25 protein-coding genes are annotated in these 21,049 nt (G+C 42.9%); 21 read left to right on the top strand and 4 right to left on the bottom strand.

Annotated elements, in window-relative coordinates:
- The first annotated feature begins 42 nt into the window (after positions 1-42).
- From MHN30_RS12755 to MHN30_RS12665, 19 genes are all read left to right on the top strand, one after another.
- Positions 43-348, top strand: coding sequence for a hypothetical protein (locus tag MHN30_RS12755; RefSeq protein ID WP_039497194.1), 306 nt, complete (start codon positions 43-45; stop codon positions 346-348).
- An 83-nt stretch (positions 349-431) separates the two neighbouring features.
- A complete protein-coding gene (locus MHN30_RS12750; protein WP_010377465.1) occupies positions 432-671 on the top strand; it encodes a hypothetical protein in 240 nt (79 codons plus the stop codon).
- Between the two features lie 301 nt (positions 672-972).
- On the top strand, positions 973-1,800 hold the full coding sequence (locus MHN30_RS12745) for a hypothetical protein (RefSeq protein ID WP_239359879.1): 828 nt from the start codon (positions 973-975) through the stop codon (positions 1,798-1,800).
- 441 nt (positions 1,801-2,241) lie between these two features.
- Positions 2,242-2,802: a hypothetical protein gene (locus MHN30_RS12740; protein WP_239359877.1), complete on the top strand. Its 561-nt coding sequence runs from the start codon at positions 2,242-2,244 to the stop codon at positions 2,800-2,802.
- A 54-nt stretch (positions 2,803-2,856) separates the two neighbouring features.
- On the top strand, positions 2,857-3,381 hold the full coding sequence (locus MHN30_RS12735) for a DUF4303 domain-containing protein (RefSeq protein WP_239359876.1): 525 nt from the start codon (positions 2,857-2,859) through the stop codon (positions 3,379-3,381).
- A 78-nt stretch (positions 3,382-3,459) separates the two neighbouring features.
- A complete protein-coding gene (locus MHN30_RS12730; protein ID WP_239359875.1) occupies positions 3,460-4,086 on the top strand; it encodes an SMI1/KNR4 family protein in 627 nt (208 codons plus the stop codon).
- A gap of 74 nt (positions 4,087-4,160) precedes the next feature.
- Complete coding sequence (locus MHN30_RS12725) at positions 4,161-4,715, top strand: GNAT family N-acetyltransferase (RefSeq protein ID WP_069018646.1); 555 nt, start codon at positions 4,161-4,163, stop codon at positions 4,713-4,715.
- 26 nt (positions 4,716-4,741) lie between these two features.
- On the top strand, positions 4,742-5,356 hold the full coding sequence (locus tag MHN30_RS12720; RefSeq protein ID WP_239359874.1) for a LysE family translocator: 615 nt from the start codon (positions 4,742-4,744) through the stop codon (positions 5,354-5,356).
- Positions 5,357-5,875: 519 nt separating this feature from the next.
- Positions 5,876-6,391 (top strand): adenylate kinase, encoded by a 516-nt coding sequence (locus tag MHN30_RS12715; RefSeq protein WP_211857909.1) that lies wholly within the window; start codon positions 5,876-5,878, stop codon positions 6,389-6,391.
- Positions 6,392-6,605: 214 nt separating this feature from the next.
- Positions 6,606-6,785 carry a hypothetical protein gene (locus tag MHN30_RS12710; RefSeq protein ID WP_239359873.1) on the top strand — a complete coding sequence of 60 codons (180 nt, stop codon included), beginning with the start codon at positions 6,606-6,608 and terminating at the stop codon, positions 6,783-6,785.
- Between the two features lie 116 nt (positions 6,786-6,901).
- The gene (locus MHN30_RS12705) at positions 6,902-7,222 is read left to right on the top strand and encodes a multidrug efflux SMR transporter (protein ID WP_017216036.1); all 321 of its coding nucleotides are present in this window, start codon (positions 6,902-6,904) and stop codon (positions 7,220-7,222) included.
- A 64-nt stretch (positions 7,223-7,286) separates the two neighbouring features.
- Positions 7,287-9,545 carry a hypothetical protein gene (locus tag MHN30_RS12700; protein WP_239359871.1) on the top strand — a complete coding sequence of 753 codons (2,259 nt, stop codon included), beginning with the start codon at positions 7,287-7,289 and terminating at the stop codon, positions 9,543-9,545.
- A 216-nt stretch (positions 9,546-9,761) separates the two neighbouring features.
- Complete coding sequence (locus MHN30_RS12695; RefSeq protein WP_239359869.1) at positions 9,762-10,229, top strand: DUF4265 domain-containing protein; 468 nt, start codon at positions 9,762-9,764, stop codon at positions 10,227-10,229.
- A gap of 139 nt (positions 10,230-10,368) precedes the next feature.
- Positions 10,369-10,749 carry a GFA family protein gene (locus tag MHN30_RS12690; protein WP_239359867.1) on the top strand — a complete coding sequence of 127 codons (381 nt, stop codon included), beginning with the start codon at positions 10,369-10,371 and terminating at the stop codon, positions 10,747-10,749.
- A gap of 25 nt (positions 10,750-10,774) precedes the next feature.
- On the top strand, positions 10,775-11,008 hold the full coding sequence (locus tag MHN30_RS12685) for a hypothetical protein (protein WP_239359865.1): 234 nt from the start codon (positions 10,775-10,777) through the stop codon (positions 11,006-11,008).
- A gap of 139 nt (positions 11,009-11,147) precedes the next feature.
- The gene (locus MHN30_RS12680; protein ID WP_338050475.1) at positions 11,148-11,414 is read left to right on the top strand and encodes a GNAT family N-acetyltransferase; all 267 of its coding nucleotides are present in this window, start codon (positions 11,148-11,150) and stop codon (positions 11,412-11,414) included.
- Between the two features lie 52 nt (positions 11,415-11,466).
- The gene (locus MHN30_RS12675) at positions 11,467-11,886 is read left to right on the top strand and encodes a hypothetical protein (protein WP_239359863.1); all 420 of its coding nucleotides are present in this window, start codon (positions 11,467-11,469) and stop codon (positions 11,884-11,886) included.
- Positions 11,887-12,116: 230 nt separating this feature from the next.
- The gene (locus MHN30_RS12670) at positions 12,117-13,499 is read left to right on the top strand and encodes a Na+/H+ antiporter NhaC family protein (protein ID WP_039497221.1); all 1,383 of its coding nucleotides are present in this window, start codon (positions 12,117-12,119) and stop codon (positions 13,497-13,499) included.
- A 334-nt stretch (positions 13,500-13,833) separates the two neighbouring features.
- Positions 13,834-15,180 carry a DUF2254 domain-containing protein gene (locus tag MHN30_RS12665; RefSeq protein WP_239359862.1) on the top strand — a complete coding sequence of 449 codons (1,347 nt, stop codon included), beginning with the start codon at positions 13,834-13,836 and terminating at the stop codon, positions 15,178-15,180.
- Positions 15,181-15,192: 12 nt separating this feature from the next.
- On the opposite strand, the gene MHN30_RS12660 is transcribed toward MHN30_RS12665, so the two are convergent.
- Entirely contained in the window at positions 15,193-15,894 is a 702-nt protein-coding gene (locus tag MHN30_RS12660) for a hypothetical protein (protein WP_130126081.1), read from the bottom strand.
- Between the two features lie 169 nt (positions 15,895-16,063).
- On the opposite strand from MHN30_RS12660, the gene MHN30_RS12655 reads away from it, so the two are divergent.
- Together MHN30_RS12655 and MHN30_RS12650 are read left to right on the top strand one after the other, a co-directional pair.
- Complete coding sequence (locus MHN30_RS12655) at positions 16,064-16,519, top strand: GNAT family N-acetyltransferase (RefSeq protein ID WP_239359861.1); 456 nt, start codon at positions 16,064-16,066, stop codon at positions 16,517-16,519.
- 154 nt (positions 16,520-16,673) lie between these two features.
- Positions 16,674-17,564 (top strand): DUF1015 family protein, encoded by an 891-nt coding sequence (locus MHN30_RS12650; protein WP_239359855.1) that lies wholly within the window; start codon positions 16,674-16,676, stop codon positions 17,562-17,564.
- Between the two features lie 22 nt (positions 17,565-17,586).
- Here the strand turns inward: MHN30_RS12650 and hisC are convergent, their stop codons facing one another.
- Genes hisC through MHN30_RS12635 form a run of 3 tightly spaced genes read right to left on the bottom strand, consistent with a single transcriptional unit; the run spans position 17,587 to position 21,049 of the window.
- The gene (hisC, locus tag MHN30_RS12645) at positions 17,587-18,699 is read right to left on the bottom strand and encodes a histidinol-phosphate transaminase (RefSeq protein ID WP_239359853.1); all 1,113 of its coding nucleotides are present in this window, start codon (positions 18,697-18,699) and stop codon (positions 17,587-17,589) included.
- The gene (locus MHN30_RS12640) at positions 18,696-20,072 is read right to left on the bottom strand and encodes an MATE family efflux transporter (protein ID WP_239359851.1); all 1,377 of its coding nucleotides are present in this window, start codon (positions 20,070-20,072) and stop codon (positions 18,696-18,698) included. The genes hisC and MHN30_RS12640 overlap by 4 nt, the downstream gene beginning before the upstream one ends.
- Positions 20,066-21,049, bottom strand: coding sequence for an ornithine cyclodeaminase (locus MHN30_RS12635; RefSeq protein ID WP_239359849.1), 984 nt, complete (start codon positions 21,047-21,049; stop codon positions 20,066-20,068). Before MHN30_RS12635 ends, MHN30_RS12640 begins: the two co-directional genes overlap by 7 nt.

Raw genomic sequence — 21,049 nt, 5'->3', positions numbered from 1 at the left:
GAGCGTCGCCTTTGCAGATTTAAGCATATACTAGGAGGTATCATGAGTTGGAAATGCAAAAATTGTAGTACTGAGATTGAAGAAACAAGTTTTGAAGTTTGTTGGAACTGTGGTTGTGAGAAAGGAAAAGAGAGCTTACCAGAATTAAAAAGTCCGTCATTACAATGCCTTCGTTGTGACTCGTCTATGGTGAAATTGGGCTCCAAAGAGTTTCATGAAGGCTCACGATGGGGGGTTTTAGGTAACTTGGGTGAATTACTTGTTAGTAGACAAGCACTTGATATGTTTGCCTGTAAAGCTTGTGGTAAAGTTGAGTTTTTCATCCCGAGTGAGAAAGAAAACAAATAACCAAAATTACTATTGGTAGCTTTCGCAGTGGGTTGTGCGCTAAGTTACTGATTTTGGCCTTAGGGTTAGTAGTTGGATAAGATATGAGTTTACTTGCATGGATACTTTCTCATGTCACACTTGCGGCATTTTGGCTTTGGATTTTAAATTTTGGTGGGGCTGAAAAAATAGAAGGGTGGAAGTCGTTCTTTATCATAGGATGGTTTGCTGCGCTATGGACTGCTGAGCAGTTGCGTTTGTATGCACTGTGTATTCTCGTACTACAAGTTCCTTGGTTTATTGCAGGCCTTTTGATACCACAATGGCGCGGCTTTGCGGTGTAACATCAATTTGCTTAATTAAGTGCTCTACTTTGAGGCGAGAAAATCTTGTCGATAACACCGCTTCCGCATCCTGCTCACGCTAAGGTACCTACGTCCTGTAGGCAAGACAAAGATTTTGCTATTTAGTTATTCTAAATAAGAAATCTTTAACGCAGTTAGCGTCAGATTTACTCCTTCAAATTGAGCAAGTATTAAGACAAACTGGTGTCATTGTCAGGTTTTGTAAAGGTGCTTGGATTTGTCTGTTTCCTAGTGCAATTATAATTACTTGAAACTAAAGGCTCTAATAAAAGGATAGTTTATGAAGCAGATGAGCATTCTAATTGCTATGTTTTGTAGTTTAATAATTTGTGGTAAAAGTTATGCCCAAAACAATTACGGTTTAGGACAAAAGCCACCGGGATTAACACCCGAATTATTTGCTCCCGGTGTCGTTTCTACGGATGAGCACCGCGAGACTGAAGTGTTGTTTTTGCCTGATATGTCAGAGCTTTCTTTTACTCGCTCTGGTGGAGAATATCAAAAACCAACATGGATTGTGATGCAATATAAAAACAATCAATGGATTGAAAAATCAATACCTGAAGCAGATAAAAAAGCATATCAGGAGCAATTTAGCCCACCGGTTTCACACATACAAAACATCGAGCGTTTTAAAGATATTCCAATCAGAGGTTATACTACCTCAGCAAAAGGGACACACTACTTTTATGTCTTAGATTTGAAAGACGGCAGTGGGCATTTGAGTTATTCACGGCTTGTTGATGGCAAATATGAAACACCGCACAAAATGAGTAAAGCAATTAATCAAGGAAAGTACATTGCTCATCCCTACATAGCGCCAGATGAGTCTTATATTATGTGGGATGCTGAAAAGGAAGGTGAAAACACGCCTGATATCTACATTAGTTTTCGTAACCAAGATGGCACATGGACAAACGCAATAAACATGGGAGATGCGATTAATACGGCTGCGTACGAGCAACGTCCTAAAGTATCACCAGACGGAAAGTATTTATTCTTTTGGCGAGGTGACAAAAAAGTCAGAAAAGACGGCTCCAGTTACTGGGAAGGTAATCCATACTGGATGGATGCGAAGGTTATTGAAACGCTGAGACCAACACGCTAGCACTCAATTATTCTCGGTTATACTACCACTAAAAACCTAGACTAAACGGCATGCATGCAAGCATGCCTTTTTCTACATCACTGAATTTTTTTATTAATGGTCTAATAAAATTACCTTGAAAAAAGGAACAAAGGTGATTTAATAAAAAAGCATGGATACTGCCAGGGATTGCTGAGAATAGTATCGTATTTAGATAGCATGATATGGATATCGCAAAATAAATCCAAAAATCTAGTGCGTCTATTTATCTCCCTTACAACCGTCAGCATAAGTACGAACACATTCGAACCGACAATTACGCAGTACGTCTTACTTGATTGAGGCTTAAATTTTTATGAAGGTCTTTTAATACTGTTATTGGTAGCTGCGTTTTCGGGAGATGTTGTTGCAGACATGCCAATAGAAACTACTTTACCAAACAACTTAGATAAGGAAATAGCAATGGACTTAAAGGATAGAACAATTTACCCCATTATTAAGGCTGGAGATTGGCCTGGTATTCAATACGGTGCGGTTTATTCAGTATTAATTGGCCCAGAAGATGACCCAGAAGTCGTGATTGGTTTTGGTTATGATACGCCAGATAACTTCGCTTTTTTAACACATCAAGATGGTCAAGAGATCGATTTAAATGTGGTAGTTCCACAGGCTTTTCAAAATATTGATGCTTTAGATGTAACCTTTGTCCCGTCCGCAGTGCTAAACAACCAAGTATTAACTGCCAGCGGAGAGTCTTTTAGTAGTGAAGCGATTTTATCTCAAACGCAAATGCTGAAAGCGCACGACATGCTAGATGCCGAACAGCTACTTGTCTCAATAGCGAGACGTACCGGATTAATGGTGGTATCCAGAGACGCATCGCACGATTTATTGGATAAGTTTATTTATTTACATAGCGAAGCTTGGAACGATGATAGTTACGGCAACGCACCTATCGCAAATAGGCTCTTTTTAATCGAAAATGGCAAAATAGTTGGGTCGATGTCATTAGCAGATAAATAAGCCTGCGGATCTGTTTGGTGTGTTATCCAGAGTGTAGTGTATGGAGGTTGTGCCATGTCAGATTTGATTGACTTTGATAAGTTGAAAAGTCTCGTCAAAGATGCCGTAAAAACTACTTTTACAAACCTCCAAGGTATACACCAGCCAGATGAGTTGCTCGGTTATGCCTTATGTACTGATGACAGTGTAATGACGCTCTATCACGTTGTCATGACACAACAATGGCTTTCACAAGATGATAATACTGAGTTTGAGTTCTCTCCCGTTGAGTGGGATTTAAGCGATAGGGATGTGCATTTTAAAGGTGTTGCTACTTTACTCGCAACTCGCCTTGAACTGGAAGATGCAAAGCTCTATGAAAATTATCTTGAAGAAATTATCAACCCCACTTTCAACGCTTTTGTATTGGCGCTTTTAGAGTTGAGGCAAGAAGGCGTCTTTGCCAAAAATGTTTTTCTGTCAGTGCTAAGTACAGATCCAAGCGAGCATATGTTGGAACTTGAAAGCGCAGCAAATTATAAGCTAAATAGCGCAGAGTTGCTGAACCGATTCAATGATTGGCATGCTCGGTTTGGTTGAAGGCGGATGAGCAAACACGCGTATTTTAGATATCAATGGAATTAACTCTTAGATTTAAGTGATAAGGAAGTAATTAAAATGAATTTGATGGAATGGGTACAGGCGACATTACCTGAGCTTTTGTGTGATCTTAATCAGCCGGCGACAGCGAGTGAAATAGCAAGTCTAGAGAATAAGCTCGGTGTTGAACTGCCTGAGCGATTGAAAGCGATGTATCTCGAACATAACGGCCAGAAAGATGAGATCAATACTGGTTTATTTTACGGACTCAATTTTTTACCTTTGAACAGAGTTTATGAAGAATGGTGTTCGTGGGCTGAAATCATCGATTCACAAGGTGAAGAGGGAATGAAAGAGCTGAGCATGTTTTCAACCTCTCACGTTCCTGGGTTTATCAAAGAAGTTTATGCCAATAAAAAGTGGGTACCGTTTGCCCATGATTGGGCAGGCAACTACCTTGGTTTAGATTTTGATCCGGCCGAAAATGGCACAGTTGGACAAGTGATAAACTTTGGTCGTGATGAAGACGAAAAGTTTGTGATTGCTAAGTCGTTCTCTGAGTTTATGCAGTGGTATACCGCTGAACTTGAGTCAGGTAATTACAGTATTGTGGTCGAAGACGATGGTGGTAGAAGTTTTAATACTAAACAGCCGCAATCCGGCCATTTTTTAGATGCAGTCAAAGTGCTATTTCGCGCAGTATAAATAACTTTCACTGTGCTATTTATCGCGGTTTGAAGTTATCTCAGTGTTGCGCTTTGAATGTTAAGGAGATCAATATGCAATTTCCAGAATTTGAAACACCACGCTTGAAGTTGACGGCGCTATCCGAATGCGACAGTAATGCTATTTTTGAACTATTTTCAAACCCAGAGGTAGTGAAATACTACGATTTAGAGGCGTTTAGTGAGCGATTACAAGCTGAAAAACTCATAGATTTCTTTCATTCTCGATTTGATAGCGGTGTTGGGATCCGTTGGGCTATCCGATTAAAAGACACTGAGCAGCTTATAGGTACGTGTGGTTTTAACTCATGGAACTCAGCGATGAAAAATGCAGTTATCGGTTATGATTTGATGCCGAAATTTTGGGGAAAGGGTTATACCACTGAAGCATTACACCAAATTATCTCCGCCGCGTTTGGTGGTTTACTAGCATGTGGCGCACTGAATCGAATTCAAGGAGATACGGTGCCGGGGAATCATGCGTCAGAGGCTGTGTTAGAAAAGCTAGGTTTTAAAGCTGAGGGGGTTAGACGACAAAGTGGATATTGGAAAGAACAATTTCACGACCTAACGTGCTTTGGGTTATTAAAGTCAGAATTTAATCGCTGAGCCAATATTTTTTAAAAGGAAAGACTATGGACATCTGGACACTACTTTTATTTATCCCAGCGTGCTTTGCCTTGAATATGGCACCAGGGCCAAATAATCTTTTAGCGCTAAATAACGCTCGTCGTTATGGTTTTCGTATAGCTCTACTTGCAGGGTTTGGAAGGCTCGCCGCATTTTGTGTGATGATAGCGCTTGCCGCGTCAGGCCTTGCAGTTGTGCTGTATACGTCGGAAATATTGTTTCTAGCCATTAAAACTTGTGGCGCGCTCTATTTATTATGGATTGCTTATAATTTATGGCGCTCAGACGTTAGTCCAGTTTCAGATGATGTCCGCAATCTGAGCATTATCGGACTGATGAAACAAGAATTCGCCCTTGCTGCGGGTAATCCAAAAGCAATTTTGATATTTACCGCTTTTCTCCCTCAGTTTGTCGACGTTGCAAAAAATGTGACAGAGCAATTTTTACTATTGGGAGCTACTTTTCTCGTTCTGGAAATAGTGGCTATCGCTATGTACGCTGTTATTGGGCTGTATCTAAGGCAGTGGTTTAGTAAACCTAAACTGGTTAAACGTTTTAATCGTGCATGTGCTTCATTTTTGGCGCTATCTGGCGGCAACTTACTGTTGAGTAGACAGTAGCGATGCCAAAGTTAGTGACTCGCTTGCCCATAAAGTGATGCTGTTTCTCAATTTACTCATCTGGCCTTGCGCGTGCTTGACAATAATTAGGGCCTGTTGACCTTTGCTGTTTGACTTTTGTTCTCCTGAGTGTGTTTTGGTCGCGACGCTCGACTTGCCGCCTAGTAATCTAGGCAAAAGTTGAGCAACAATGAACAAAGCGCACTCAGGTGAACCCGAAGGGCAGCGCTTGATTGGCATTTCTACTGTGTTATCGCCTGACTCACATAGAATGACTATGCTACGCCGGCTCTGCCTTGTATAAATACCAATCAAACTGCTGCAAAAACAAACTTGAAAGATAAACAGGCCCTAATCATTGCGTGAAAGTATCGGTATGAATATAAAACTATTTCTCACAAGTACACGAATTATTACCATTCCTTAGGAGTGGTGGTTTTGTGTGCTTTTTTAATGAACCCACCAAAGTAAGGTGGGTTTTTTTGTATCTGCCTTGTGGGGCCACAGCAAGGAGGTTACATGAAGAAAGTAGCAGTTTTTGGTAAACCGGGAAGCGGCAAGTCTACGGTGAGTAAAGGACTGGCCGCGGCAATACGCATCCCGTTATATCAATTAGACTCGATGCTCTACCAAGCAAATGGCGAGTTTGTTGACAGAGCCGCTTTTGATAAAGCACATCAAAACATATTGAATACTGATGCGTGGATCATTGACGGCTTTGGTCCGTTAGATGCGTTTAAACAGCGCTTAGATGCAGCAGATACCTTAGTCTACATCGACTTACCATATCGAGTGAGTTATTGGTTTGTGATAAAACGTCTTTTAAAAAGCATGATCACTAAGCCTGAAGGCTGGCCAGATGGTAGCTCAGTGTTTAAAGGGACGATTGCCAGTATTAAAACGTTAAGGCGCTGTCCACAATTTTGGAATGAAGAATTCTTATCGCAGTTAGAGCAAAGCACGCAAACCAAAACACTCTATGTGATTAAGTCGGTTGCGGCGCTTGATAGCTTTGTACGCCAACATGCGAAATAATACCACCTAAGGGTAAACGTGAGTAATGTATTGATTTGCAGCCTTTGGTGTTACGTCTTTTGAGCTGGACATGATGAATAATAAAACTTGTAGCGGTCTTACCCACACTAAAACGGTGATAAATCATCATATAATCGTAACCATTATTTGCCTTTGTACCTTTTTTGTTGTGCTGTATACTTAGCCGGTTTGATAATTGCGCATGGAGAGACGCGTGAGAAGAGTTGTAATATTTAATAAGAAAAAGCATTTTTTTTGGCCACGACCAGACGTTAACTCACTCAACCAAGAGATTGAGCAGATAGAGCAAGATGGTTGGAAGGTGCTGTCTGTCACGGCTAACTGCGATTTTTTAGGCAATATTGGCTCTTTTACAATCTTAATTGAGTCTTAATTTGTCTGCCGTGAAGCTTGAATTAGCTTCACGGGCGTGCTAATTTGCTTTCGCTCTGGTGGACGACCTCCAGAGCTTTCTTTTACTGGCGGGGACGACCCTATTTTGGAGTTGTCATGAGCTGGTTGCTACTTGTTTTTGCAGGTTTATTGGAAGTCGTTTGGGCTATTGGTTTGAAATTTACCAACGGTTTTACGAAGCCTGTTCCCTCAATTATTACTTTAGTGGCGATGGCCGCAAGTTTCTACTTTCTCAGTGTTGCACTACGAACTTTACCGCTTAGCGTTGCTTATTCTGTCTGGGTTGGAATTGGTATGCTAGGGTCGATTATTGTTGGCTTTGTCTATTTTAAAGAGCCGTTGTCATCACTTAAGCTACTCAGTTTGCTGTTGATAGTGATTGGAATTATTGGTCTGAAATTATCCTCTCAGGGTTAAATTACAGCTATAGTTAATCGGAGCTTAGGTTAGATAATTCCACTTCAGATGAAAAGGAAATTCGATGACGATTGAACTGAATATGGCGGGGTTACAAACGCTTGTCGAGACTACCCTCACACCACTTAAAGACTATCATGGTGATTTGTTACCTTGGCGCGGGGAAATAGTAGAAAGCCGTAGCTTCGCATTGGAGGGGATAACCGCAAGTGTTACCGGTGAAAGTAAGATAGAGCTTATCAACGCAAGCACTGTTATCGATGAAGACGGTATTATTGGTGAGCAAAAAGAGGTTAATGCAGATCTCGAACCTACCACAACACTTACCTATAGTGATGAGGTGTGCTGGATAAAATACAGCACACACATTGACTTTGATCTCACCGGTGCCTCCAAAGCGGAGCTGCTTGGTATCAATATAGATGGGCAGGCGCAATGTAAACTAGCAGCCTACCTTTGCCATCAATCACATGAAGCTGTGGGTCTTGCCTTAGGCCGCGACCTTGCAGCTATGCCGGTTATTTTCGATGTTGAGGATGTTAAGTCACTTGCACCTAACAATGCATTGATGATGGAAACGGCAGGGGCGTTAACGGTGAGCGCCAATTTTAGGTGGTCAGATATAATCGCGCAAAATCTCGATATGTTTAGCCGCTGGTTGGATCAAGGAGAATTACTTGATATTAACCTTGATTCGGCTTCGAATGTGGACCTTAATATCGAGATCCGTGGTGGCTTTCGTGTTGTCTTTTCTAAACGCTTAGATAAACCACACCATACTTTCCTCGCAATTAAAAAATCAACATTGTCGAATACCGCTTTAACAATCACTGGGGGAGTGAACGCCAAATTTGCCGACCAAACCGGATTTAAGCAAGCTTATTCGAGTATTTTGACAGGGATATTCAACGCACCTCTGGATAAGGTTGAAGAAATCCTCTCACTCGTCGCAACAGAATCACCCGATGAAGCGCAAAACGACCTGATCTTAAGATTAAAAGATCGCTTACAGCTTGATCCACTAACGGACAGTTTAGAACGACTTCAAAGCGAGCTGCTGACCATTAAAAAAACGGTGTTAGCAAATATTGAAACAGCTGCAAAGCTAAAAGCCGAGTTAAGTGTTAAGTTTGAATACACGCGTTTATCCAATCATCAATCGCTGCTTGAGGCGAAATTAACCACCAAAGGCATAGAGCAGGTGCATCTTGATGCGTTATTTGGGCGGGTTGGTACTATCACTCAGCCTAGTTACCAAGATGAAATCGAGATAGAGCGCTTCTTCTTTCAAACCAGTACTGAAATCAAGCAAGCCTATGGGTTCAATTTAGGCTTTGGTGCTTGGTCGGCCATGAGCCGTAACAGCTATTCATTTAAAACCATTGAAACGAGAGACAAGCTAAATAGAGTGCAACTTGCTACGCTTGGAATGCGTGGTTATCAAGATGATATTAATGGCGATAAACGTCATTACTATCTCAGCTTTGATGCTCAGATGGTGGCCTTTTCAACATCAACGCCGCCTAAGCTACGCGAGTTTACGTTGGGTCTGACACTCGTACATGAACAGCAAGAGGCGAGTGTGACCAGTAACGAGCTGGACCACTTAGTCGATGATTTATCGGTATGGGGTATGATCCCTGAGTTTGAATATGAGGATACAAAACACCGATTGAGCGAGGTACTCAAAGATGCCGATAATGTGCGAATCGTTAAGTCCCTACATCTTGACCATGACGCGTTTGTTCAGTTACTACCTTTATTAGGTCAGTTTGATAGTCGAAGACTGGCCATTTCGCTGGCCGCTGCATTACCCATTAATCATAAAATACTTCCTGAGCGGGCAACTATAGAAAATCGGGTGAAATTATATGATGCGATTTTTGAGGCATTGTTAAATTCGCAACTTAACTCTCATAACGAAGTGGCTCTGGCGACATATCAATATCTCAAAGCAAAGGGATGTCGAAAACTTGCAGGAAAAGAGCGGGATTGGCGCAGGCTAGGTGCGAGCAAATTCCAAACACTTGCAGGAATAGTCGAGTTGCATCCGCGGATTTTGCAGGATATTAAAAACCTATGCGATGGTTTTGCACAACTTAAACTCTCTTATCACCAAGAAGGGGATTATTCTGTGCTTGAACAAGCATTTAATCTTTTTGATGACATGGGCGAACATGGATTCTATAACCGCTTTTTCGCCCATTATGTATTGCAATGTACGCGCACTTTTCCTCAGGCACAAAATGGTACCAAAGTGACGGTGAAGCTAGAGTTTGTTAAAGACGGTAAAGAAATTGATGTGCTTTGGGGCAAACGCTAGGGGGTTATTGCTCTCGCTTCGCTCTAAACTTGAACAGCCATCACTCTTCTTTAAGATCATTGCTTAATTTTCTCTTCAGTTTCGCTACTGCATCATGTTGGCAATCTAAGCCCATATACAAGTAACACATTGTAATTGTGGGTGACTTTTATTTGTTGGACTTACGGTCGGTTAGATAAAACGAGATCAGTCCATGTAAAGGCGGTTTGTATCCATATGAATGATGTAGTTACTGACAAAGTACGGTTTACTTTTAAAAACCATCCCCAAGGATGTGCTGAAGAATTTATTGTTGCTATGGCAGTAGGCGATAACATTTATCAGATAAAAGGCGCTCCGTTTTTTGCTTTTGGTGTTAACTACGGCGACCACGTTTTGGTTGCACCAGATAGCGAAGGTGCTTTAGAAGTTATCGATATAGTGGCTCGAAGTGAGTATCGTTCTTTGCGGATCCGCTTTACAAACGAGTTAGAAAATGCCAAAAACATAGAGCTGCTTCAAGAGCTTATTCTATCTGGCGTGGAGAGCGAGCAATTTGATGATGGGCGCTTTGCGTTGACGGTTTCACCGCAAAGAGAATACGAATCTTTTATCGATATCTTGCATTATTATCAGGAGCTTGGCGTATTGAAGTATGAACTTACCGGCGAGCCCCACGATAGCTTCGATGGTAAAAGTGCATAGCTAAGGAAAATTACCTAATTCTTCTCAAATTCAGTGGCTTAGTGTTCAGTTTTGTGTTTCACTTAGAACTTTAATAGGCACGGTAATTTACTATCGTACTTAGTTTAGGATAATGGCGAAATACTAAGGAAACACAAGGATGGCTGTCAATTTTGTTGGAGGATGTTTATGTGGGCAGATCCGTTTTACCGCGATTGGCGTCCCTCGTAACCCTCATACCTGCTCATGTAAAATGTGCCAAAGACACAGTGGTGCGTTAACTGTCGCTTGGGTAGAGTTCGCAAGTGAAGAAGTAAGCTGGGATGGACCTGGCGGTGCGCCTAAGGTGTGGCGTTCATCGGATTATTCATCGCGCGCTTTTTGCCCTGAGTGTGGTAGCACATTAGGTGCAATAGATGACGCGCCTGTCATTGCATTAGTGCTCGGCGTTTTTGATGGCAATAGTCGTAAAACCCTAGAACCCAAATCCCATTCTTATATTTCAAAAAGGCCAAAATGGTGGCGTATAGGATGCAATTAGTCTCTGTGCTGTATGTGAGTAAATTATGACTTATTACGCTATCGAAGATGCGTCGTGGCCTGAGATCCTAACGCTACAAAATCAGGCGTATCATGATGTTGCGCCGGAAACTGTGGATATCCTAAAAAGTAAATGGATGCGCTCGCCAAAGAGTTGTTTTGCTTTTAAACAACATCGAGCCGTGGATGCCTATTTACTGGCGCACCCTTGGTACGATGAAAAGCCGCCGAGTCTGTTTACATTATACCAATCTAACTAAATACTTGCTCAATTTGAAGGAGCAAATCTGACGCTAACTGTGTTAAAAATTTCTTATTTAGAACAACTAAATAGCAAAATTTTTGCCTTGTTATCGACAAGATTTTCTTGCCTCAAAATAGAGCACTTAATTCAGCAAATTGGTATTACTTCCTGAACAGCCGCCTAGTTCGTCGTTGTTTCTACATGACCTAGTTGTTTCACAAGCCGTATCTGGGCAGGGAATTGGTGCCTTGATGATTAAACGCTTAGTTGAGTTGGCGACCCAAATGGGGTACTGTCGCATTCGGCTCGTGGCTGTACAAAATAGCGTAGGGTTTTGGTTGAAACTAGGCTTTGTTCCAAAGCCAATTAAGGTATGCAAAAGTTATGGTGAAGATGCGCAGCTGATGGAAATGAAAGTGTAAGGTGCGCCAGCTAAGCTTGGAAGTTATGAAAGTAGCCATACGGTAATTTACGATGATAAAAAAAATAGTAATTATATTCTCGCTGCTGTTTGCATCTAGTCACGGCAGTGCCGATGAATTAAAGCCATTCACAAGCGATGGTTGTAGTGCATTTCCTGATGGTACTTTGGCGCAAAATGAACTGTGGTTGAGCTGTTGTACGGCGCATGACCTTGCCTACTGGAAAGGTGGTACCGCTATAGAGCGCGAAAATGCCGACATTGCCTTGCAAAAATGTGTTGCTGCGGTAGGTCAAGAAGAAGTGGCAACCTTGATGTTAGCGGGTGTGCGACTTGGTGGGTTGCCTTATTTACCTACGCCATTTCGTTGGGGGTACGGGTGGTCTTATCCTAGACGCTACGCCGAATTGACCGCTGAAGAGATAGAGCAAGTAAATAAGCACATGGCAAAACTAACATTAGACAAAAAATAAATTGACGCAAAGTCAAATTCTGTATATTTTCTCCGCGATGTTTCAATGAGGGCCATACAGTCAACTCGTCAACCCAATATTAGGCAGATCCTCACACGCATTAAGTGCCTGTGATTTTAACCTTTTGTTCTGAATTTGGGAAACGGATAAGACTGCATCAACCGCTGTTTATAGCCGATGTTGCGTCCCTTTTTTCCGCTGCTCAAATTCCTTTGATTTGGGAAATTCGCATGGCTGAGCCAAGTGCAATTAGCATCATTCCCCCAGTCGTCGTATTGACGCTTGCAATTATCTTACGTCGTCCTATCTTGTCCCTTGTTTTAGGGGCGCTTGTAGGACTCGCATTGTTAGACCCTGCCACCGTATTGGCAAATTTTGCTGATGCTTCGCTAAAAGTGATGGGCGATGAAACCATCGGCTGGCTTATTCTGGTATGTGGTACGTTTGGTGCTTTGATAGCGCTGTTGGTGCACACGGGCGGTGCCTTAGCATTTGGACGTAATGCCCTGAAAATGGCAAAAGGGCCAAAGTCGTCTTTGCTTATGACCTATTTTTTAGGTGTGATCATTTTTATTGATGATTATCTTAATGCGCTGACGGTTGGTGAGACGATGCGCCGCGTTACCGATAAGTTTAAGATTTCTAGGGAAATGCTTGCCTATGTAGTGGATTCAACTGCTGCGCCTATCTGTGTTTTAGTACCACTTTCGACTTGGGCGGTGTTCTTTGGTGGTTTGCTGGTTGACAACGGTGTCGCGGGAGAAGGGCAGGGGATCAGTACGTATATTCAGGCCATTCCTTACATGCTGTATGCTTGGGTGGCTGTAATTATGGTGCCACTGGTGATATTTGGTGTTGTGCCACTATTCGGCCCAATGAAAAAAGCAGAGCTTGCAGCTAAACAAGGGCAGCCTGCGCTTGAGCAGGTTGATTTGGAAGAAGTACATACACCGGATCACTATGCTGCAAAAGCCATTGAGCAGGAATTTGAACAAGCCGACACTCAAGGTAAACTGGTTAACTTTTTGGTGCCCATTGGTTTGCTGGTGGCGTTTACGGTGTATTTTGACATTGATGTATGGAAAGGCTTGTTAGCGACTTTGGCAGTGACTATCCCATTTTATATGGTGCAAAGGTTGATGCCGCTTGCAGACATGCTTGAGCAAATGATCAATGGTTTTAAATGCATGCTACCTGCAATAGGAACGGTTATCGCCGCATTTATCTTTAAGGATGTGTGCGATCAACTGTTATTGCCACAATATGTGATAAATGCGCTGAGTCCTTATATGACAGCTGGTTTACTGCCTGCGATGGTGTTTTTATCTATGGCTATTTTGGCTTTTGCAACAGGCTCTAGTTGGGGGATCTTCGCTGTGACTATTCCTATCGTGATGCCATTGGCCGTTGCTGTAGATGCTAATATTCCTCTGGTGATAGGCGCATTGTTGTCGGCATCATCATTTGGAAGTCAAGCGTGTTTCTACTCGGATTCTACGGTATTAGCAGCCCAAGGCTCAGATTGTAACTTAGTCAGTCACGCCATCACTCAGCTACCTTACGCGTTGATTGCGGCTGCAATTGCCTTTGTTGGCTTCTTGATTATTGCTTAATCGCAAGTACGTTTTAGGGTTAGTTTTGCTAACCCTTCGAAGCTAACTTCCCAAAATACTTGCTGTTTTACTTAACCTGAACTCGGGATAAGAAGTTAGTTAATTGACTAAAATACAGAATCTCAAAAGTGTAATATCACTCTAGCCAGAAGTTATTTCTTAATACAAGGCAAATTTGTGCGTCAATAGCTAGCCAATTGCAAGCAAATTTAACGCAGTAGTAAGGGATAACAGCTGCTAGGGAACAAGTTGTTATGCTGAGTTCAGGTTATTTACTCTATTGCTCAAGTCTTGCTAGGCTATATAACCAGACTCTCAAAGTGTAAGGATAGCAATGTTCACACCTCGCAAGTTGGCCGAAAATTATCGCGAACTGATAAGTAGTATCGGTTTCTACCCCTCTTTACTTGCAGTTGCATTTTTTATTTTCGCGCTCATAACCACGGCACTTGAATATGCAGCTCCTATCAGCAACTTTAAGGAGCTTATAGCGATTGTACTGGTCGACAGTGAAGAGAACGCACGAACCATTTTAAGCACGCTCGTGGGTAGTATCATCTCATTGACGGTATTTAGTTTTTCAATGGTGATGATTGTGCTGAATAATGCCAGCGCAGGGTTATCACCTAGAGTACTGCCGGGCCTTATCACCAGAAAGTCGCACCAGCTGGTATTGGGGTTTTATCTCGGGAGTATCATTTATGCCATCATTATGCTGATAAACATTCGTGGCGTAGGCAATGGTGAAACTGGGATCCCGGCGTTAGGGGTTTTATTTTCGCTGGTGTTTGGATTGATCTCTTTAGGCTTTTTTGTGTTTTTTATCCATTCAATTTCCCGCGCCATACAGGTCGATAATGTGTTAAATGATCTGTTTAACAACACCAAAAGTGAGATGAAGAATATTATCACCAAACAGCAAGAGCAGCCTTTTAATAACTTTCCTGACTTCTCAAGTTGGCATAACCTACCCAGCACAGAAGAGGGGTATTTTAAGGGAGTACACAGTGACAAACTGTGTGCGTTGTGTGAGCAACATGACTTAAAAATATATATTGCAGTTAAACAAGGGTTTTTTACCGTTAAAGGCTACCCGTTTCTTAAGTGCAACAAGGATCTTAGCGAAGATGAGGCGCTACATGATGCGTTACTTAGCTGTTTTATTTTTTATGTCGAAGAGTACATCAGCGACCATTATCGCTATGGCTTAACACAAATCTCGGAGATTGCAGTGAAGGCCATGAGCCCAGGCATTAATGACCCCGGTACAGCGGTAAAGGCGATTGATATGCTGAGTATTTTACTTATCCAGCGTTTGGATATTTGCGATGTGAACTACTCCTTTAAACACGCTAAAAATGAGCCGCTTTTATATATTCACGAAGCGTCTTTTGATGAATTACTGCATGATAATTTTACTCCGATAAGAAACTATGCAAAGACCGATGGCTATGTCATGGTCAATGTGTTGGAAGCGTTTAAAAATATACTGTTTCGCGCAAGTGCGGATCAACACGCGACGGAAAGCTTATTTAATTACTTAGAGGCCATCATCGACGATGTGCGCAATACCATCACTAATCCGTTTGATCGTCAACGGATCATTGAAATGCTTGAGGCCATTGAGAAAATCAATGGCGACAAAGGAGAAGCGCTTATTACACAATTTACACGAGAATAAGCGTGAACCTTTTTAATTCAGCACAAGCTTAGCAAGACCGGCGGCAATGGCAGAAAGAGAGAGCAGTCTCAGTAAAATGATAGCAATATCAGAGCTGCCGCCAGCAGACGTATTTCGATAAACTAAGGGATAGTCAAAAAATATAAGCAAGTAGAGTAAGTCAAAAAAGCCGACCCGGGTGCCATTGAGTTCTACTTTTGTACCATCTTTTAATAAGATTTCGGCAAAGCATAAATTGGCCGTGGTTTTTATTCTTCCGCCTTTGCGGTCTTTCAATAGCAAGTAATGAAAGGTGATTTCAGTAATGTCTTCTCTAGCAATTTTTTGCGTACCAGTTACCTTTGTTTTTATCGCTTTGGGCGAAATGGTTAATTGGTTTTTCGACACGTCCATCACCCATTGAGAGCCAAAACCAAATTTTTTGTACAGCATGGCTCTTTTAGTAAAAAAGATAATTAAAAATGCGATTAAACAAGCAGGAAAAGCGATATAGCGTGGGTACTCGCCATCAATAAAGGATGCTGTGACAGCCAAGGCGAAGACTAATAATGCAAATAAAAATTCAGTGCCACCGGAAAGCATGCCCAGCGCAGCGATAGATTTGAGTGATACTTGAGAGTTATCGTTCAATTCATTTTTGTTTTTTAGAGTCACATATTTGAACCACACTTTATCCGTGAGTGATAAATCGAGAGTGTGTTTGGCTAATGACAAAGGGCACCTCCTTGGTGTTAATAAAAGCAATGATCCTGCTCCATTTATATCGCATTTCCATGAAACTTGGAAATTTTTTCAACTGGTTGCGTTGTGTTTTGACCAATAGATTGGTACTTTTTTGAGTACCGATTGGTACAATTATGGGAATATTTGGGAAGCGGAATATATGATCCAAAAATTAAATAATCGCGATGCGTCGGTGGCGAGAGAGATTTTCAATGTATTTCAACGGTCATATAAAATAGAAGCTGAGTTAATTGGGGTGAGTTATTTTCCGCCTTTATCTCGAACGATAGAAGATATATGTGGTGCGACGAGTCACTTTTATGGATATCTTGAAAATCAAAATCTTGCCGCAGTCATTGAAATTGTCATTTTTGAGAAAACGCTAGAAATAGATAGCCTGACTGTCGATCCCAGTTATTTTCGCAAAGGGATTGCGGGTAAATTACTGAATTTTGCTTTAACGGAGTTTGATGCTGCAAAAGTGATTGTTGAAACTGCGACCGCAAATGCACCTGCGATAAAATTGTATAATAAGCATGGTTTTGTTGAGTACAAACGCTGGCTGCCCGCACATGGTATTGAGAAATTAGCGCTGGCGGTGGGTGTTTGTAGCTAATCGGATAATTAATGCCTTTCTAGCAGCCAGTTTTAGCGCTAACTGCGTTGAATTTACTTCCAATAGCCAGCTAAGTATAAATTGTCATGTAAACTTGATGTTACCCAATGGTTGGTATGTTATATTGTATCTAAATTGGTGCAAGGTTTATTTTATGATCACAATAACGGATGGACCACTTCATCTTTACCAAGTGGAGCAAGGTGGTATTTTGGTTACAGGCATTTTGGCCGAGCTTGACGTTTCAGCGTTACCTGAGCAAGCAATTTTGCCTCACGAGTCGGTTTCGGTTTCCCATGCTATGGCGCTGAAAAAGCGTGTTCAGAGCGAGAAGTTGCTGTTACCCCCGTGTCTTTTGGTCGGAAAACTTAATTTGGACAAGGTGCGATGGCAAGCGGAATGTGTTGAAACTGCGCAGTGGTACAGTGATTGCGGTGAGTGTACTCATCGCCTCTATGCTGTTGAAAGCCCTTACGTGCTACAAGAAGTCAGACAGCAGATCACAATGCACCAGCAATGGCTAATTGCAGATGGACATCACAGGATGTTTGCAGCAAGCCAACATCATGCGCGTCAATCTCGGATGATGGCATGGTTAGTCCCACAGCAAGATGCGGTGATAACGAGTTTCGCGGTGCAGGCATCTTACACACAAGCTGTAGATGTTACCAAATTCAAACAGCACCTTAGCGATTTTGATATCTGTGAATCCTCGGAGACTGAGGCCGATTATACTATTTGGCTGGGGAAAGCAGCTTTATGTTTTGCTCTCCAACGCGCGACAAGCGATTCTTATCTTATTCAGACCCAGTTGCGTAGAGCACTGCAGGCAATACCAGCGTTTGAGGAGCTGTGGTCTAAAAATAAAGTTGAGCTAAGTGATGACGCTCATATTGTAACCGCCATCTGTCGCGCCCCCATAATTGAAGACATCTTTGCTGCTGCCAAAGCAGGTAAGTACTTTCCAGAAAAGTCGACCTTATTTACTCATAAGGCCGACAGCCAAGTACTTTACCATTTAAATCAGCAGGCAGCTTGTGCTTAAAAGCCCTCGTAGAGGGCGATACTTACAACTGTTTAAAGGCTTCAAGCACCCTAAGGTTTTGCTCCGGAAGCCCGATGCTTACTCTTACAAAATGATCAAAACCTGATTCTAGCCAAGGTTTTATCATTATTCCTTGTTGCAGCAGCAAAGATGCGACATGCGCAGACGGCTGCTTGACATCAATAAATAAAAAGTTGGCTAGACTTGGCGCGACAAAATAACCCAGCTCAGTGAGGGCGGCGCTGAGTTTTTCCCTCTCGCTATTCGTTTGCGTGACCGTGTCTGCCAAATAGGAAGGATCTTGTAGTACCGCGATCGCTGCAAGTTGTGCTAGTCGATTTACATTGTAAGGAGTACGTACGCGGTGCAGATAATCCGCCAATTGTGCATTTGCCATTACGCCGTAGCCCACTCTAAGTCCTGCAAGGCCATAGGCTTTGGAAAAAGTCCGTAATACCGCGTAGGGGCGGGGCTGTGTTTGAAGTAGCGTTAAGCTGTCGACAAACTGTTTATGGCCTTGTGCGTACTCGCAGTATGCTTCATCGATGACGATAACCGTATCGAGCGGACAGGCATCAATGAGGCGCTGCAAATTATTGGCATCAAACGTACAACCTATAGGGTTGGATGGGTTAGCAAGCATCAGCATTTTTAAGTCTGGGTGATGTGCGATAGCATCGAGCCAATCATCAATTCGATAGGACAAATCGCTTTGCATCGGCACCTCTAGTACCTTTGCCCCCATCATATTGGCGTAAATCCCATGAAGCGCAAAGGTAGGCTTAGCCACTAACACTTTATCACCTCGACTGAGAAAGGCTTTGCAGAGCATTGAGAGTACATCCTCAGAGCCATTGCCGAGTACAATTTGTTCTCTGGCAACGTTTAGTATAGTTGCCAGCTGCTCGTTTAGCTCTGTGCATTGGCTGTCTGGATAGCAGCTAGCGGTATGCAGCTGTGCTTTAAAAGCATCAAGCGCTGCAGGGCTCGGCCCTAAAGGGTTTTCATTCACCGAGAGGTTTATCATATTGGGGTGGAGATTGCGCGCTGTTGCTTGCTCAATGGTTTGTCCTGCACCATAGGGCGGCAGTGCAATGACTTCTTTTCGGGCTGGGCTTGGCATTGTCGTTGTCATGCGTTTTGCTCCTTGAGTGATGTGGGCTCAAGTAAACGGTTAGCCCTATGATTAAAAAGCCAAATCTCAGATAGCGCTGTGACCGCAAGTCCTACCATTAAGGCGTACCAAACGCCCAAAATCCCCAAAGAGAAAAACTCTTGAAATAACCACGCACCGGGAAGACCAATGCACCAATAACCAATTAAAGACAGCATTAAGGTGCTTTTAACATCGCCAAGTCCACGCAGGATACCGAGCCCGATATTTTGCCATGCGTCAAAAAATTGCAAAAAGGCAGCAATAACGAGTAGCTCTATGGCAATAACAACGACGTCGGAGTTTTGTAATTCTTCTGCACTTAAAAATGGCCGCAGCACAAATTCGGGTACGAATAAATAGATTAAGGCGAAAACAGACATGACCGCTGCACCGCAAATAATGCCCAAATTGCCGATGCGTTTCGCATGGTGAAAGTCCCCCGCAGCATTGGCTTCGCTGATGTAAATAGAACAAGCAGATGAAATGCCGGCAGATACCATAAATACGATGTACACCATTTGGCTTACCACGTTGTGGGCGGCTAAGGCATTTACGCCGAGTGTTGCCACAAACAACGCAAGCACGGTGAAAAAACCAGCTTCAAGCCCGTAAGTTGCGCCAATTGGCATGCCCATTTTCCATGTTTTGCTAAGTGCTTCGCGGTCGGTTTGCCAAAACTTTATAGTGAGGTAGGGGCTGAGTACGTCATCGCGCTTGGCAAATAGTATAAACAGCAAAAACGATAAATACAGCACGATGCACGTGGCGGCCGCAACCCCCACAAAACCGAGTTGTGGTAGACCAAACCGACCAAAAATTAGGCCATAGTTGAGCACGATAGTGAGGACAACAGATACGCCGGTTATCAACATCAATGGCCCTGGCCTTTTCAATCCAACACTAAAATGCCGTACGCTTTGAAACCAAAAACAAGGTAATAGGCCCAAAGCGACAACGGTTAAATATTGGGTCGTCAAATTGGCAATTGCCTCGGATGTACCGATAAATCTTAAAAATGGCTCTATGGCAAACATCGCGGAGGCAAATAGTAGACCCAAAAATGTTCCGATAAGCATGCTGGCGTTAAAAAGAGGAGTGATCTGATCTAGTTTGGCCTTGCCGATTGCATCAGACACCAAATTACCCGTTGCCGTGACTACGCCCGTTCCCATGGTTCTAAATTGATTAAAAATACCAATGGCGAGGCCGCCAGCAGCCAGCTCTAACGGGCTCAACATCCCGAGCATGATAAGATCTATCGTTGCAATTGCCACGTAGAGCAGATTGGTTAGAATAAGCGGCCCTGCAAGCTGGCTTACTTTAAAAATATCGGCGCGTGCTGAAGCTACCATAGCGTTACTTCCTCCACGTTTCCTTGTGTGATGGCAAAGTCTGCAACCGCTCGACCGAGCGCCACGTCAGTAATGATCATGCCGCTGTTATAGACAAAGATAATTTCATCAGGGTGGGTGCGTGCTGGCTGCTCACCGTTTAGTATTTCCGTTAATGTTGCATCAACGGCGGGTAGTTTACCGTTCTCGTCTAATAAATCGTCTCCGGTGACCTTCATTTGTTCTGCATCCGTTGTGAGCAATCTATCAGCTCGGTGTAGCACTGGCTTTTCGATTCCATAGCCAACTAAAATCACCACAGCGCCGGGTTTTAACCATTCATATTTAATGTTCTCTTTGGCGGACAACCCAGTAACGGCAAGGATCACATCGGCTTGTCTTACTGAAGCTTCTAAGTCTTGTGATACCGCAACTTGTCGCTGTGGGTGATGCTCCTTTAGTTTTTGCTGAACCGCTTCCAAACCTGTTTGATAGCTGCCGTGGACGGTTAGATGTGTGAGTTGTGGTAATGCCGTGACGAGCATAGGTAAAGCGATTTGCCCTTGAACACCTGTGCCTACAACCAACGCATTTTTAGCATCTGAATGAACGGCATATTTTGCAAACAAAGCGGAGGTGGCCGATGTGCGCATAGGGCCTAGTTCTTTTACATCCATGAGGGCCACAGGGTGGCCTGTGGCATCATCGCAAAGGAAGATAAAAGAGTAAAACTGATATTGGTTACGGCTTCTGTCAGGATCGTATTCGTAGACCACCTTAAACCCTACGGTATTACTTGCAGCATCTCGGCCAGCCATACTATAGGCAATGGAGCGGCCATCTTGTGGCGTCATAATCACTTTGAGTGGGTTTGCAGAGTCAGGGTGATGCAGTGAGCGAAAGGCATTTTCCACCACCTCAATGACTTTACTATAGGGAAAATCAAGTTGCGCCAATCGGGCTTCATTTAGTATCGGCAGAACAGTTTGTTGGGTCAT

The organism is Pseudoalteromonas sp. OF7H-1 (assembly GCF_022347825.1).
Taxonomy (GTDB): domain Bacteria; phylum Pseudomonadota; class Gammaproteobacteria; order Enterobacterales; family Alteromonadaceae; genus Pseudoalteromonas; species Pseudoalteromonas maricaloris.
This window is presented reverse-complemented; position numbering and strand designations above follow the sequence as displayed.